This window comes from Pseudomonas sp. F-14 TE3623, assembly GCF_053629015.1.
Genome location: NZ_JBRJHM010000001.1, coordinates 5,137,666 through 5,149,886 on the forward strand (window position 1 = coordinate 5,137,666; position 12,221 = coordinate 5,149,886).

The window sequence follows — 12,221 nt, forward strand, 5'->3', positions numbered from 1 at the left end:
CGTCGGATGGACCTCTACAAATGAGGAGGGGTGAGGTAATTAAATGACAGGGGTCCGATCGGGTGTAGCGGCGGAACCTGTGGGAGCGGGCTTGCTCGCGAAGGCGGCGGCACAGTCAACATTGATCGAAGAGGCTTGTTTAAAAGACCTCTAAGTTACTTCCTGAAAGCTACAAAACCTTGCGCCGTTGCCTACGGCTGCACCAGAATCCGCCGGCTTGTGCGGCTATGGGGCGGGCTATATCGTTTCCCTGTCACTGAAAAACAGTGATCGGGTTTGGTAGCCCGCCTTGTAACAGCCGTATGGCAACACCTTATGCCGTCTCTTTTTTGGGACTCTGCTTTTATGGTGGTCATGCGTGGGGCTCCTTTGTGAGCGCCGGGTTTCCTGTTGCAGCCGGTCTACCAACCCGCGTATGGCCGCCACTCTTCGTTTGGTAGCGAGGGTGATGCTCCTTAAAATCTGCAACAAGGAGTTTTCATCTATGTTCAAAGTCACACCCAACCCGCCGGTCACAGACCCGGCCTCCCCCTACGAATCTCTCGATTCAAAAAAGCTCAACGAGGCCGCCGAACGCGCCCTCAACTTCCACTTCCCGTCGAATGCCGACATCAAAGCTACCGCGCGTACACCCAGCACTATGCTTTCCGTGAACCCAGAAGCCACAGCCGAAACCCTGGCGGTTTTTTTGGTCGAGACGCTGGCCTCGGTCGATGTGATGGTCCATCAGTTGGTGGATCATCTGGAGGGTGAATCGCGCTACGCCCTGCTGGGCATTTCAAACAGCATCATGGTGGCGGAGATCACGGCGAACCGGGTGCTGGATAAAATCGATACGCCTTAGAAACGTGAGCTCCATTCCTCTGTAGGAGCGAGCGGTGCGGCGATCCTACAGGGGTGCGTTGTAGCTGGATTAGGTCTTTTCTGCCATTTGGCACTATAGTTTATGCCAGATGACAAAGCAGCGGAGGCTGCCATGAGCGCCAAGAAAAAAGATGTTGTAGTCGACGAGGCTGTCAAAGATGCCAGCCAAAAAAGAAAGGTTAAACCACGCGAATCCAATGTTGCCGTAACCGTCTTGAGTAATGGCGAGCGTGCGGCGAAGGTGGCAATGCCGGGTTCGAGTCGCGTGCCCCCAATGGTTGCGGTCTTGCTTTCTGGAAAAAATAGCGATGATCGTATGGAGATTTACAGGGCCGTTAAAAACGGTTTCCCGCTGCAGTCGGTGCTCGACATGATCGAAAACAGCGAGGTGTATAAGCAACGCGGAGTGCTGTCGAAAATCGTTGGTGCATCTGATCGCACGCTAGCGCGGCGGTTGAAAACGCCCAATGAAGCGTTGACCGCGGAGCAAAGCACGCGAGCGCTCAACTATGCAGAGGTCTTGGAAAAGGCAACGGATGTGCTGGGTTCGCGTGAGCTTGCCGAGCAGTGGATGGTCAAACCTGCTCGGGGTCTGGATGGTGAGGTGCCCATCGACCTGATTTCAAATTCGGTCGGGTATGAGTTGGTGACTGACTTTCTGACTCGCATTGAGTACGGGGTCTATTGATGGCTAAAGACCCTTTGAGCAGTGAGATTCACTTCTGGCGCCTTGATCCTGCTGAGCATGCCCCCACCTGGAATTCGGGCGTAGGGGCTGAAAAAGTCGGTGGGCGCTGGAACCCTAAAGGTATGGCCACGGTTTATGCAGCCCTGGATGCCTCTACGGCCATCCTTGAAGTTGCGGTGCATAAAAATTTCGACGCGCTGGATTGCAAGCCCCATCGCCTTACGCAGGCACGTGTGCTGAACCCGTCCAGGATTTATGTGGTGCAGCCCGACAGCATTGCAAACTCTAATTGGCTGGTACCGGGCACCCCAAGTCGCAGCCAGCAACAGTTCGGTGCGGACCTGTTAAGTGTGTACCCCTTTGTGTTGGTCCCTTCTAGTGTTTCGCCGCATAGCTGGAATTTGTTGATGAACCCGCAATTGGCTAATGGGTTGTACGAGTTGGTGTTGCAAGAACCTTTTGCCCTTGATGGGCGGCTTAATAAGCCTTCGCCATAAAGATGCCTTCGCGGGCAAGCCTCCATGCCAGTCAGTTAAGCCGCGGAACCTGTGGGAGAGGGCTTGCTCGCGAAGACGGCGGCACGGTCAACATTGATGTTGCCTGACCCACCGCTTTCGCGAGCAAGCCCGCTCCCACAGGGATTGCGCTCAACTGACTGGCATCGCTGAACGCAGCACCGAACCCAGTTCCACCTTGCTCTTCACACCCAGTTGCAAGTAACAGTTGCGCAGATAGGTGCGCACTGTCGCAGGACTCAACTCCAGGATTTTTGCAATTTCCTTGTAGGAATGGCCGGCGGCGAACAGCATGGCTGCCGTTCGCTCGCGTGGCGCAAGCATCGCCCCGCGTGACTGGGCTTCGAGCGACAGGATGACGTGCTCGGCGTTTGGGCTCAGTGTCAGGGCGCAGCGGCCCAGGCGCATAACGCAGGGTGCCTTTTGCAGTTGCGCGATCACCTGCGTGGGAAGCATTGAACCGTTCCAGCCGGGTAACTCACGCTCAATGGCGGCACACAGCGTTGCCCCCACGTACAGCAAGCTGCCGTCCATGCGCGCGACGCCAAAGTCCGACGCCCCGTTGCCCGTGTCAAAGCGGATCATGTCCTGCACCTGAAATCGCCATAGCTGCAACAGATGATCGCAGAAGGCCGAAAACAGATCGGCCTCGCTGTAGTTGAAAGCCGAGGCATCAATGCCTCGGTAGAGACAGACAAAGAACATCAAACCGCTTTCGGGTAACTCGAAGGTGATGCACATCAGGTAGTAGAGATCGTGGCGCCGAGCGAAGGCGTTCACTTCTTCATTGGGGTCGGTGAAGCCACTGTCGCGCACGACCTCACCGGGTCGACTCATGGTGTCATGGGAGAATTTGTCGTTGCGCGCACACGTGTGCCACTCGGCGGCAAACGACTCGGGCAGGTTGATTCGCCCGTGCATCCAGTTTCTGGGCGAAACATCGACACCTAATGCAGACATCTCCCCCCACCAGGCCGAAGCGAAGGGCACCAGTTGACTGAATGCCTGCAGGCCATCGGTGATGAACCGGGATGCGCCGCGATCTCGGGCAAGGCGCCCCAGGTGCAATACGCAAAGATTGAACGCTTGCAGCGTTGCCATCGACGCCTTGGCGCCGACCTCATCACCCTCCTCCATCGTTCTGATCCCGTTCGCTGCATGGCGTATTATTTTTTTGACCATGCCATAGGCGCAGCGATTGCGTCCAGCACCAGGCGAGCAAGCTCGCTCGCCACGGGACTGGCATTGTTTTCAGACTTTGATTTCACTGGCCGGCATAACATCGATCCGCGCCACGGAGCCGGTCAGGTGCGCCAGATCCTTATTGTGTTCGGCGATGATGTCTTCGGCGCTCATCATGCCGTTGTCGATGGTGGAATGGGCGTCGGCCACCAGCACGACGTCGTAGCCCAATTGATGCGCCTGGCGGACGGTGGCGTTGACGCAGTAGTCGGTTTGCAGACCGCAGATGATCAGGCGGTCGGCTTCCAGTTCTTGCAGATGTTCATGCAAGCGGGTCTGGTAGAACGAATCCGGGGTGGTTTTGCGCAGCCGCAGGTCTTGGGGTGAAGTCTTCAGACCATCGGCCAGTTGCCAGCCTTCGCTGCCGTATTGCAGAAGGTCGCCCTCTTCTTCGTGCTGGATCAGGATGACCGGGATGTCGGCGGCCCGGGCTTTGGTGCTGAGATCGTTGATGGTGTCGATGACGCGCTTGATGTCGAAGCATTCATACTCGCCGGTGCACAGCGCGCGTTGGACATCAATGATCAGGAGTGCGGTGCTCATGGCTTCCTTCCTTAGATAGGTCGGTAAAACGATGGATTACAACTCCCTTTCTGGTCTGTAGCAGCTGTCGAGGCTGCGTTCGAGGATCGGAGATCGGGGCCACCCGGGGAGTTCAGGTGGCCGCTGATCGCCTGTTTCAGTAACCGAGTGACAACCCGGTATTACGCCGTGGATCATTCGCTCCATAGAAGCGGTTCTTGCCCACTGGCTTGCCTTCCAGCGAAGGCGCACCTACCAGAATAGCTGCGATATGGTTAGGGTCCTGCGGCCCGGCAAATTTGTGCCCCCAGCTTTCGAGCATCTTCTTGGTGTCCGGGCTGGTGGCGAAGTTCTCCAGGTTGGTTTCTTCCGGCAACCACTGCTGGTGGAAACGCGGCGCATCCACCGCTTCCTGGATGTTCATGCCGTAGTCGATCACGTTGAGGATGGTCAGCAGGGTTGCGGTGATGATGCGGCTGCCACCGGGAGTGCCGACAACCATGACGACTTTGCCGTCCTTGGTGACGATGGTCGGGCTCATGGACGACAGCGGCGCTTTGCCGGGGGCGATGGCGTTGGCTTCACCCTGCACCAGACCGTACATGTTCGGCACGCCGATTTTCGAGGTGAAGTCGTCCATTTCATCGTTGAGGATGACCCCGGTTTTGCTCGCCATGACGCCGGCGCCGAACCAGTCGTTGAGGGTGTAAGTCACCGACACCGCATTGCCCCATTTGTCGACGATCGAGTAATGGGTGGTGTTGCTGCCTTCGTGAGGCGCTACGCCAGGTTTGATCTCGCGGGATACGCCGGCCTTCTGCGGATCGATGACTTCGCGGATTTTGGTCGCGTAGTTTTTATCCAGCAGATGAGCGATCGGATTTTTCACGAAGTCCGGGTCGCCGAGGTAGCTGTTGCGGTCCACATACGCGTGGCGCATCGCTTCGATCTGGTAGTGCATCGCCTGAGCCGAGCGGAAGCCCAGGTCTTTCATCGGGTAGCCGTCGAGGATGTTCATGATCTCGCAGATCACCACGCCACCGGAGCTTGGCGGTGGCGCCGAGACCACGTGATAGCCGCGGTAATCGCACTCGATCGGCGCCAGTTCGCGGGTCTGGTATTTGTCGAGGTCAGCCTGGGTGATGATGCCCTTGTTGGCCTGACTGGAGGTGACGATGGCGTCGGCCACCCAGCCTTTATAGAAACCGTCGGCGCCCTTCTCGGAAATTTCCCGCAGGGTTTTGCTCAAGTCTTTTTGTACGAGTTTCTGGCCGACCTGCATCGGCTCGCCATTGCTCAGGAAGATCGAGCCCGAGTCGCGCATGTCTTTCTTGAAGACGTCGGTGGCGTACTCCAGCAAGTCGACATCGCCCTGCTCCAGCACAAAACCGTCTTCGGCAAGCTTGATCGCCGGGGCGATCACTTCCTTGCGGGGTTTGGTACCGTATTTCTTCAGAGCCAGTTCCATGCCCGAAACGGTGCCCGGCACGCCAACGGCAAGGTGGCCGCGGGTGCTCAGCTCCGGGATGACGTTGCCCTCTTTGTCGAGGTACATGTCGGGTGTCGCGGCCAGCGGGGCTTTTTCACGGAAGTCGAGGAAGGTCTTGCGCCCGTCCGCCAATTGAATCGTCATGAAACCACCGCCGCCCAAGTTACCCGCCGCGGGGTACACCACCGCCAGCGCATAACCCACCGCAACGGCGGCATCGACGGCGTTGCCGCCATTCTTGAGCACATCGACGCCGACGTGGCTGGCCAGATGCTGGGCGGTGACGACCATGCCGTTTTCGGCCGCGACCGGGGCGACGGAGGCCGCATGGGCGGTCAGGCAACTCAGCGCCAATGTGGTTGCCACGAGCGATTTGGTAAAAGGTTCGAACTTCATGAGTCGGTCTCTTTTTGTTTTTAGGTTCTGTTCAAAAACAGAGGGAACGGTTCAAGAGCAGTAGGCAAGTATGGCTGGGATTGCGTATTGCGCCTCCCCGACGAGGCAGTATGCTGGGCCCCCTGTTCAGTACTTTTACGGAGTCCGCCGGCATGTCCTATACCTTCACCACCCTGGCGTCTCCGGTCGGCGAATTGAAACTGGTGGCGAAAGGCGCGCGACTGGCGGCCATCCTCTGGGAAAACGACAAACCGGGTCGGGTAAGGCTTGGGCCGATGACTGAAGCAGCGGACAACCCGATCCTGGTGAGTACCGCACAGCAACTGCAGGAATACTTCGCCGGCACGCGTAACCGTTTCGAGCTGGAACTGGATTTTGCCGGGACGGAATTTCAGCAGAAGGTGTGGCAGGCGCTACTTACGATTCCGTTTGGCGAGACGCGCAGCTACAGCGAGATTGCCCGGCAGATCGGCAATCCCAGTGCGGTTCGTGCGGTGGGGGCGGCTAATGGCAAGAATCCGATTTCGATTGTCGCGCCGTGTCATCGGGTGATCGGAGCGTCAGGGAAACTGACGGGGTTTGCCGGTGGGCTTGAGGCGAAAGAGCAGTTGCTGACGCTGGAGGGGTACGAGTGTCGCGGAGCCGGCAGAATGGATGATTTGTTTATCTGACGGCCCCTACAAAAAGACAGGGAACCTAAATCGCCGCCCGCAGCTCAAACCGCTCCGAAGACATCCTTCATCGCCGCATACTGCAGCAGCATGATGGTCTTGGCATCGCAGATCTCCCCACGATAAAACGCCGCCAGCGCGTCGTCGAACTTCCACTCCAGCACTTCCAGTTCTTCGGTTTCTTCCTCCAGCCCGCCGCCATCACTGACCTTCGAAGAGGCGTCGTACTCGGCGATGAAGAAATGCAGCTTTTCAGTCACTGAACCGGGGCTCATGTAAGCCTCGAAAACCTTCTGCACATGGTGGACGCGATAGCCGGTTTCCTCTTCGGCCTCAGCACGAATGCGCTCTTCGGGCGCAGCGCCTTCCAGCAGCCCGGCGGCCACTTCAATCAGCAAACCATCGTGGCCGTTGACGAACACCGGCAGCCTGAACTGGCGGGTCAGTACGACGGTTTTCTTCTCGCGATTGAACAGCAGAATCGCCGCGCCATTGCCGCGGTCATAGACCTCGCGAGTCTGACGCTGCCAGTCGCCGTTGTTGCGCAAATAATCGAAGGTGATTTTCTTCAGCAGATACCAGTCGTGGGACAGCACCCGGGACTCGATGATGTTGACCCGCTCGGCTGTGTTCGACATGACAATCCATCCTTATGTTCGTCAGAAAGCGTCCATATTAGGCGAAAACAGAAAAGCCCGGCGACTGTCGTAATGCTGTGCACTCAAGAGAACCTTGAGCCAGAGAAACCTGTGGCGAGGGAGCTTGCTCCCGCTGGGCTGCGTAGCGGCCCCAAAAATCTGACAACCATTGCGATTTTTGTGAGCGCTATGCACTCAAGCGGGAGCAAGGTATCCGCCCGGTCAACACACCTTCCTGACCTTCAGCCAATCTGCTCGAACCGCCGCCTGGTCACGAACAGCCCCGCGCCCACCGGCACGGCAAGGACCGACATCAATCCCAAGTCAAAGCCCAGCAACTGGGTCTGGCTCACTGCAACGCAGCCGATTGCGCCTGCCACCACCAGCGTCACCCCTAGCCACTTGCGCAGCGAAGATTGGCGACCTTGGTGCGTTGGGCATTGAGGGCATCGCCCTGTTGCCGGGTCAGCGGCTTGGAGATGCCTATCATCATCACGCACGGCGTGAACCGCATTGCGGCGCTTTCATCCTCAGGAAAGTTGCGCCTTGTATTCTTTCTGATACTGCCCGGCGAGGGTTTCTTTCTGTTGTTCGTCCAGTAACTTGCCGGCCATCTGAAAGAACTTCTGCTCCTCCTCTTTGAGGTGGTGATGGACCTTCTCCGAGAGCTTTTTCGCCGTTGCCAACCAGGATGGACTGGACATTTCGGTCGCATCCAGCGCTTCCATCATCTCGTCCATTTCGTGGTGTTCGGAGATAGCGTGGCGGCTAAGATCCACGCCGTTGTCGAACTCCATCAGCGGCATGTAGAAATGGCGTTCTTCAGCGGTTGCGTGGGCCTGAAGCTCGGATTTGAGCCGTTTGTAAGCCTCGACCCGTTCCGGGGTGTCGCCACTGGTTTGAATCAGTGCATCGGCATAGCGGCGCTGACGGTCGTGGCTTTCGCGCAAGGCTTCAAAAATGTTCACGGGCTGCCCTCAATGACTGCTTTCAACAACGATGCTGTTCACGCTAGACATTCCCGGAGCCCCGGGGGTTCCTTGGGCTTCGGGGGGATAGAACAATCGCCGCAACCGGGATAGGCTCCGTGTTCACTGCCATAAGGATGTGTTGCCTATGACTCTGCGAATCGAATTGTCGAAAAATGCCACTCCGGAGGAGCGCGAGGCGATCCTCACACCACTGCGCACCTACAACGCCGCAAAGGCCGGGGCCACGGTGTCGGAACAGATTGCTTTGCTGGTACGCAATGACAGCGACGAGATTCTCGGCGGGCTTTATGGCCGAGTGTTTTACCAGTGGTTTTTCATTGAGTTATTGTCGGTGCCGGAGCTGGCCCGAGGACAAGGGATGGGCTCGAAGCTGATGCAGATGGCCGAAGACCTGGCGCGGGAAAAGGAATGCGTGGGGATCTGGCTGGACACCTTCGACTTCCAGGCGCCGGAGTTTTACAAGAAGCACGGCTACAGCGAGTTGGGGCACATTGCCGATTATCCGCCGGGCCACAAGCGCTTCTTTTTCCAGAAGCGCCTCATTAACACTGATTAAGACGCGCAACCTGTGGGAGCGGGCTTGCTCGCGAAGCTTTTGGCGCCCCTGAAGGCCCCTTCGCGAGCAAGCCCGCTCCCACATTGGAATGGCCTCGGCCGATCGTCTGGGGATTGAGCCTCAAACTGCAGACTGCTCAGAGACAGGTCGCCAACGCCGCCAAACGGCGCTTGGCGACAAAATCGTCATGCTGCGCGTAGTAGCTCAATGCTGTACCCGAGGCGTCGGTGGTCACGTCCACGAAGGACTCGGCCGAACGGGTGTAGACCGTCGAGCCACCCTTCTTGCCCGGCTGCAAATACGCGCCCGCATCAACACCGAATACCGCTTCGTCCTGCCAGGCAAATTGCACGCACTGGGCGACGACTTTTTCCGGTTTGTCCGAGGTCAGGGTTTTGTACGGAGTTTTGGTGCGGGCGTCATTCATCGCCGATCCGGCGCAGCCCGCCAGCAAGGTTGCGGCCAGCGCCACCATCAGAATTCGCATTGCGTTCGCTCATCAAGAAAAAGCGGACTGTATCACCGCGGCGCGGCGTATCGTTCTGCTTTACTTCATTTATACCGCGACACCGCGCAACGATTCGCGCACCCTGTCGCGCCATTAACGCCGCATCGCCCATTTTTCCGGGCGCATTTTTCTGGAAAGGTCATGACACCCAACGCCGAATACTACAAACCGACCGCTGAATACGCCGACAAGCTGATCAGCCAGATCGGTCAGACGCCTTCCTGGATCGCCAAACGTATTGGCGTCACCGACAAGCGGATTCGTTACATTCTCGATGGCGAAAGAACCGTCAAAGGCGAAACCACGCCGATCCAGATGACCTACCCCGAGCAATTTGCTCTGGAGTGTCTGGCCGCGGCCGCCAAGGCGAGCAAAAAGCAGTCTTCTAAGGAGTGACCATGGCGGCAACCGAACAGCAACACGAGCAGGCGCTGAAAAAGTTTCTCGATGAGCGTCCTGAATTGCGCATCGAACTGGATAACCTGAATCCACTGTTGGCCCAAGCCAAGGGCGTGACAGTGGCGCAATACCGCGACGAGCGCTTGCATGAAGCGTTCGAAGCCGAGGCTGAGCGCCTGGGTTTGTTTGCCTGGGAGCTGACGCTGCAACTGACTGCCGCCACACCTGAGGATTACCAGGCCCAACGCCTGGAGGTGCACAAGGAAGTCGCGGAGATGGCCGGCATGGACTGGCTGGAGTATTGCGAGTTATATGGGTTAACCAAGTAATCATCGCTGCTCAAGGAAGCTTTCGTCGATGCTGCCTTCGCCCTTAAGTACCCGGGCCACACCGGGCCATTTGCATACCCATAAATGGCGCGGACGCATCGGCCTGTCGATGGTCGCCAGTTTGTCGGTGCTCGCCGGCATGACCGATGCCATCGGCTTCATGGCCAGCGGCGACTTCGTGTCCTTCATGAGCGGCAACACCACTCGTCTGGCCGTGGCGATCAGCGATGGCGACCTCGGGTTGACCCTGCGCCTGGTAATCCTCGTGGCCACATTCGTCGCCGGCAACGCCCTGGGCATTGTCGTCAGCCGTTTCGGTGGCCGTCGGGCGTTGCCGTTGCTGCTGTGCATCGCCACCCTGCTCTGCGGCGCTGCGGCTTGGCCCTACGAAACGCAATTGCCGGCGCTGCTGGCGACGATCATCGCCATGGGCATGCTCAATGCCGCCGTGGAAGAAGTGAATGGCCTGCCGGTCGGGCTGACTTACGTCACCGGCGCGTTGTCGCGGTTTGGCCGTGGTCTGGGGCGATGGATGCTTGGCGAACGGCGCAACGGCTGGCGGGTGCAATTGATCCCGTGGGCCGGGATGTTTGCCGGCGCGGTGATTGGGGCTTTGCTGGAACATCACCTTGGGCTCGGGGCGCTGTTTGTCAGCGGGCTGCTGGCGGGGGTGCTGGGATTGCTGTCGTTGAAGATTCCGCGGCGTTGGCAGTTGGGGTATATGCCACGCTGATCAGGTGATCAGATCCTGAATTTATGTTGCCGGGAAGTCCGTCTTCGCGAGCAAGCCCGCTCCCACACTGGATCTGCGGCGGATCACGATTTTGTGATCGACAGACATCGAGTGTGGGAGCGGGCTTGCTCGCGAAGGCAGCGACTCGGTCTACGAGTAAACGCCCTTCGCCGCCCCGCCGATAAAGCTTTATCATGGCCGCAGTTTTGCTGATCGAGTCCGTCATGAAGTTTGCCATTGCGCTGTTTTCCGCCGCCCATGCGCCCTCCTCGCGCCGTGCCTTGCTGTTCGCCCAGGCCGCGCTGGCTGGCGGGCATGAGATTGTCCGGCTGTTTTTCTATCAGGATGGCGTCTACAACGCCTCCGGCAGCGTGGTCACGCCTCAGGATGAGCAGGACTTGCCCAAGCAATGGCGCAACTTTGTCACTGAGCATCAACTCGATGGCGTGGTCTGCATCGCCGCCGCCCTGCGCCGTGGGGTGTTGAACGAGGAAGAAGCCCAGCGCTATCAGCGTGAAGCGGTAGCAGTAGGCGCGCCATGGGAATTGTCCGGCCTCGGCCAGTTGCATGATGCGGTGCAGGACGCTGACCGCTTGATCTGTTTCGGAGGTGCGTGAGATGGCTAAATCCTTGCTGATTATCAGCCGTCAGGCGCCGTGGTCCGGGCCGAATGCACGGGAAGCGTTGGACATCGTACTGGCCGGCGGTGCCTTCGATCTGCCGATCGGCCTGCTATTTCTCGATGACGGCGTGTTCCAGCTCGCCGCGAAACAGGACGCCAAGGCGCTGCAACAGAAAGACCTGAGCGCCAACCTGCAAGCCTTGCCGATGTTTGGTGTCGAAGACCTGTTCGTGTGCGGTGAAAGCGCCGCGGCCCGTGGTCTGGACCCAAAAGGTCTGTCGCTTGAAGAAGCCCAGGTGTTGGCCGCCCAGGAAATCACCGCCCTTATTGACCGTTACGACCAGGTGATCACCCTCTGATGTCGACTTTGCATGTGTTGTCTCATTCCCCTTTCGGCAACGACCGCCTGAGCAGTTGCCTGCGCGTGATCGGTGCCAACGATGCGCTGCTGCTGAGTGGCGATGCGGCTTATGCCTTGCAGCCAGGCACCGCACCATTCACCACGCTGCAGGCTCGCAGCCTGAAACTGTTCGTGCTGGGCGAAGATGCTCAAGCTCGGGCTCTGGAAGTCCCGGATTGGGCCAAGGCCATCGATTACCCGGCCTTCGTCGAACTGTCGATTCACTACGACAAGGTCAACAGTTGGCTATGAAATCCCTGACGGTCGGCGCCCGCGCCATTGAACTGGACAAGGACGGTTTCCTGGTCGAACTGAGTGACTGGTCTGCCGAAGTGGCCGCCGCCCTCGCCGCTGCAGAAGACATCGAGTTGAGCCCGGAACACTGGGAGATCCTCGAATTGCTGCGCAGTTTCTACGACGAATTCCAGCTGTCCCCGGCGACCCGCCCGCTGATCAAGTACACCGCATTGAAACTCGGCCCCGACAAGGGCAACAGCCTGCACCTGAACCGACTGTTCAAAGGCACCCCTGCCAAACTCGCCGCAAAACTGGCGGGCCTGCCCAAACCGACGAATTGCTTATGATCCGGAGCGTTGTGGTAGTTAGATCTATCTGATATTAAAATCATAGGTCTATCTGATTGGGAGTGGAAGACTG

19 protein-coding genes are annotated in these 12,221 nt (G+C 58.3%); 12 read left to right on the forward strand and 7 right to left on the reverse strand.

What is annotated here, in order from left to right; genetic code table 11:
• Positions 1-484 precede the first annotated feature (484 nt).
• The 3 genes from AB7M29_RS24010 to AB7M29_RS24020 all read left to right on the forward strand — a co-directional run bounded on the left by AB7M29_RS24010 (position 485) and on the right by AB7M29_RS24020 (position 2,049).
• Positions 485-844, forward strand: a complete 360-nt coding sequence (locus AB7M29_RS24010) for a DUF6124 family protein (protein WP_454248169.1) — start codon at positions 485-487, stop codon at positions 842-844.
• 132 nt (positions 845-976) lie between these two features.
• A complete protein-coding gene (gene parS / locus AB7M29_RS24015) occupies positions 977-1,552 on the forward strand; it encodes a type II RES/Xre toxin-antitoxin system antitoxin (protein ID WP_454248170.1) in 576 nt (191 codons plus the stop codon).
• A complete protein-coding gene (locus tag AB7M29_RS24020; RefSeq protein ID WP_237886973.1) occupies positions 1,552-2,049 on the forward strand; it encodes an RES family NAD+ phosphorylase in 498 nt (165 codons plus the stop codon). Before parS ends, AB7M29_RS24020 begins: the two co-directional genes overlap by 1 nt.
• A gap of 150 nt (positions 2,050-2,199) precedes the next feature.
• Here the strand turns inward: AB7M29_RS24020 and AB7M29_RS24025 are convergent, their stop codons facing one another.
• The 3 genes from AB7M29_RS24025 to ggt form a co-directional block, all read right to left on the reverse strand.
• Positions 2,200-3,204 carry a helix-turn-helix transcriptional regulator gene (locus AB7M29_RS24025; protein ID WP_454248171.1) on the reverse strand — a complete coding sequence of 335 codons (1,005 nt, stop codon included), beginning with the start codon at positions 3,202-3,204 and terminating at the stop codon, positions 2,200-2,202.
• Between the two features lie 114 nt (positions 3,205-3,318).
• Positions 3,319-3,852, reverse strand: a complete 534-nt coding sequence (locus AB7M29_RS24030; RefSeq protein WP_217857133.1) for a cysteine hydrolase family protein — start codon at positions 3,850-3,852, stop codon at positions 3,319-3,321.
• 136 nt (positions 3,853-3,988) lie between these two features.
• Positions 3,989-5,716 carry a gamma-glutamyltransferase gene (gene ggt / locus AB7M29_RS24035; RefSeq protein ID WP_217857134.1) on the reverse strand — a complete coding sequence of 576 codons (1,728 nt, stop codon included), beginning with the start codon at positions 5,714-5,716 and terminating at the stop codon, positions 3,989-3,991.
• A gap of 152 nt (positions 5,717-5,868) precedes the next feature.
• On the opposite strand from ggt, the gene AB7M29_RS24040 reads away from it, so the two are divergent.
• Positions 5,869-6,387, forward strand: a complete 519-nt coding sequence (locus AB7M29_RS24040) for a methylated-DNA--[protein]-cysteine S-methyltransferase (RefSeq protein WP_454248172.1) — start codon at positions 5,869-5,871, stop codon at positions 6,385-6,387.
• 44 nt (positions 6,388-6,431) lie between these two features.
• Here AB7M29_RS24040 and AB7M29_RS24045 read toward each other — a convergent pair whose 3' ends face one another.
• The 3 genes from AB7M29_RS24045 to AB7M29_RS24055 form a co-directional block, all read right to left on the reverse strand.
• Positions 6,432-7,025 carry an NUDIX domain-containing protein gene (locus AB7M29_RS24045; RefSeq protein WP_123722043.1) on the reverse strand — a complete coding sequence of 198 codons (594 nt, stop codon included), beginning with the start codon at positions 7,023-7,025 and terminating at the stop codon, positions 6,432-6,434.
• A 242-nt stretch (positions 7,026-7,267) separates the two neighbouring features.
• The gene (locus AB7M29_RS24050) at positions 7,268-7,417 is read right to left on the reverse strand and encodes a hypothetical protein (RefSeq protein ID WP_454248173.1); all 150 of its coding nucleotides are present in this window, start codon (positions 7,415-7,417) and stop codon (positions 7,268-7,270) included.
• A 138-nt stretch (positions 7,418-7,555) separates the two neighbouring features.
• The gene (locus AB7M29_RS24055) at positions 7,556-7,993 is read right to left on the reverse strand and encodes a hemerythrin domain-containing protein (RefSeq protein ID WP_217857136.1); all 438 of its coding nucleotides are present in this window, start codon (positions 7,991-7,993) and stop codon (positions 7,556-7,558) included.
• Between the two features lie 148 nt (positions 7,994-8,141).
• Here AB7M29_RS24055 and AB7M29_RS24060 point away from each other — a divergent pair, with 148 nt between their 5' ends.
• Positions 8,142-8,573: a GNAT family N-acetyltransferase gene (locus AB7M29_RS24060; RefSeq protein WP_454248174.1), complete on the forward strand. Its 432-nt coding sequence runs from the start codon at positions 8,142-8,144 to the stop codon at positions 8,571-8,573.
• 136 nt (positions 8,574-8,709) lie between these two features.
• Here AB7M29_RS24060 and AB7M29_RS24065 read toward each other — a convergent pair whose 3' ends face one another.
• On the reverse strand, positions 8,710-9,060 hold the full coding sequence (locus AB7M29_RS24065) for a hypothetical protein (RefSeq protein WP_007904889.1): 351 nt from the start codon (positions 9,058-9,060) through the stop codon (positions 8,710-8,712).
• 162 nt (positions 9,061-9,222) lie between these two features.
• On the opposite strand from AB7M29_RS24065, the gene AB7M29_RS24070 reads away from it, so the two are divergent.
• The 7 genes from AB7M29_RS24070 (at position 9,223) to AB7M29_RS24100 (ending at position 12,148) form a co-directional block, all read left to right on the forward strand.
• The gene (locus tag AB7M29_RS24070; protein WP_008008546.1) at positions 9,223-9,477 is read left to right on the forward strand and encodes a hypothetical protein; all 255 of its coding nucleotides are present in this window, start codon (positions 9,223-9,225) and stop codon (positions 9,475-9,477) included.
• Between the two features lie 2 nt (positions 9,478-9,479).
• Positions 9,480-9,809: a DUF6388 family protein gene (locus tag AB7M29_RS24075; RefSeq protein WP_038982575.1), complete on the forward strand. Its 330-nt coding sequence runs from the start codon at positions 9,480-9,482 to the stop codon at positions 9,807-9,809.
• A gap of 28 nt (positions 9,810-9,837) precedes the next feature.
• Positions 9,838-10,542 carry a YoaK family protein gene (locus AB7M29_RS24080; RefSeq protein WP_454248175.1) on the forward strand — a complete coding sequence of 235 codons (705 nt, stop codon included), beginning with the start codon at positions 9,838-9,840 and terminating at the stop codon, positions 10,540-10,542.
• Positions 10,543-10,766: 224 nt separating this feature from the next.
• Positions 10,767-11,159 (forward strand): sulfurtransferase complex subunit TusD, encoded by a 393-nt coding sequence (tusD, locus tag AB7M29_RS24085; RefSeq protein ID WP_048396957.1) that lies wholly within the window; start codon positions 10,767-10,769, stop codon positions 11,157-11,159.
• 1 nt (position 11,160) lies between these two features.
• Complete coding sequence (gene tusC / locus AB7M29_RS24090; protein WP_052967905.1) at positions 11,161-11,523, forward strand: sulfurtransferase complex subunit TusC; 363 nt, start codon at positions 11,161-11,163, stop codon at positions 11,521-11,523.
• Positions 11,523-11,816, forward strand: coding sequence for a sulfurtransferase complex subunit TusB (tusB, locus tag AB7M29_RS24095; RefSeq protein ID WP_050682729.1), 294 nt, complete (start codon positions 11,523-11,525; stop codon positions 11,814-11,816). The genes tusC and tusB overlap by 1 nt, the downstream gene beginning before the upstream one ends.
• A complete protein-coding gene (locus AB7M29_RS24100; protein WP_048396941.1) occupies positions 11,813-12,148 on the forward strand; it encodes a TusE/DsrC/DsvC family sulfur relay protein in 336 nt (111 codons plus the stop codon). Before tusB ends, AB7M29_RS24100 begins: the two co-directional genes overlap by 4 nt.
• The last annotated feature ends 73 nt before the right edge of the window (positions 12,149-12,221 follow it).

Coding starts and splice junctions, on each gene's coding strand:
- AB7M29_RS24060 (WP_454248174.1), top strand. CDS start 8,142: ATGACTCTGCGAATCGAATTGTCGAAAAATGCCACTCCGGAGGAGCGC.
- AB7M29_RS24045 (WP_123722043.1), bottom strand. CDS start 7,025: ATGTCGAACACAGCCGAGCGGGTCAACATCATCGAGTCCCGGGTGCTG.
- AB7M29_RS24020 (WP_237886973.1), top strand. CDS start 1,552: ATGGCTAAAGACCCTTTGAGCAGTGAGATTCACTTCTGGCGCCTTGAT.
- tusC (WP_052967905.1), top strand. CDS start 11,161: ATGGCTAAATCCTTGCTGATTATCAGCCGTCAGGCGCCGTGGTCCGGG.
- AB7M29_RS24025 (WP_454248171.1), bottom strand. CDS start 3,204: ATGGAGGAGGGTGATGAGGTCGGCGCCAAGGCGTCGATGGCAACGCTG.
- AB7M29_RS24010 (WP_454248169.1), top strand. CDS start 485: ATGTTCAAAGTCACACCCAACCCGCCGGTCACAGACCCGGCCTCCCCC.
- parS (WP_454248170.1), top strand. CDS start 977: ATGAGCGCCAAGAAAAAAGATGTTGTAGTCGACGAGGCTGTCAAAGAT.
- AB7M29_RS24100 (WP_048396941.1), top strand. CDS start 11,813: ATGAAATCCCTGACGGTCGGCGCCCGCGCCATTGAACTGGACAAGGAC.
- AB7M29_RS24065 (WP_007904889.1), bottom strand. CDS start 9,060: ATGCGAATTCTGATGGTGGCGCTGGCCGCAACCTTGCTGGCGGGCTGC.
- AB7M29_RS24030 (WP_217857133.1), bottom strand. CDS start 3,852: ATGAGCACCGCACTCCTGATCATTGATGTCCAACGCGCGCTGTGCACC.
- AB7M29_RS24040 (WP_454248172.1), top strand. CDS start 5,869: ATGTCCTATACCTTCACCACCCTGGCGTCTCCGGTCGGCGAATTGAAA.
- tusD (WP_048396957.1), top strand. CDS start 10,767: ATGAAGTTTGCCATTGCGCTGTTTTCCGCCGCCCATGCGCCCTCCTCG.
- AB7M29_RS24080 (WP_454248175.1), top strand. CDS start 9,838: ATGCTGCCTTCGCCCTTAAGTACCCGGGCCACACCGGGCCATTTGCAT.
- ggt (WP_217857134.1), bottom strand. CDS start 5,716: ATGAAGTTCGAACCTTTTACCAAATCGCTCGTGGCAACCACATTGGCG.
- tusB (WP_050682729.1), top strand. CDS start 11,523: ATGTCGACTTTGCATGTGTTGTCTCATTCCCCTTTCGGCAACGACCGC.
- AB7M29_RS24070 (WP_008008546.1), top strand. CDS start 9,223: ATGACACCCAACGCCGAATACTACAAACCGACCGCTGAATACGCCGAC.
- AB7M29_RS24075 (WP_038982575.1), top strand. CDS start 9,480: ATGGCGGCAACCGAACAGCAACACGAGCAGGCGCTGAAAAAGTTTCTC.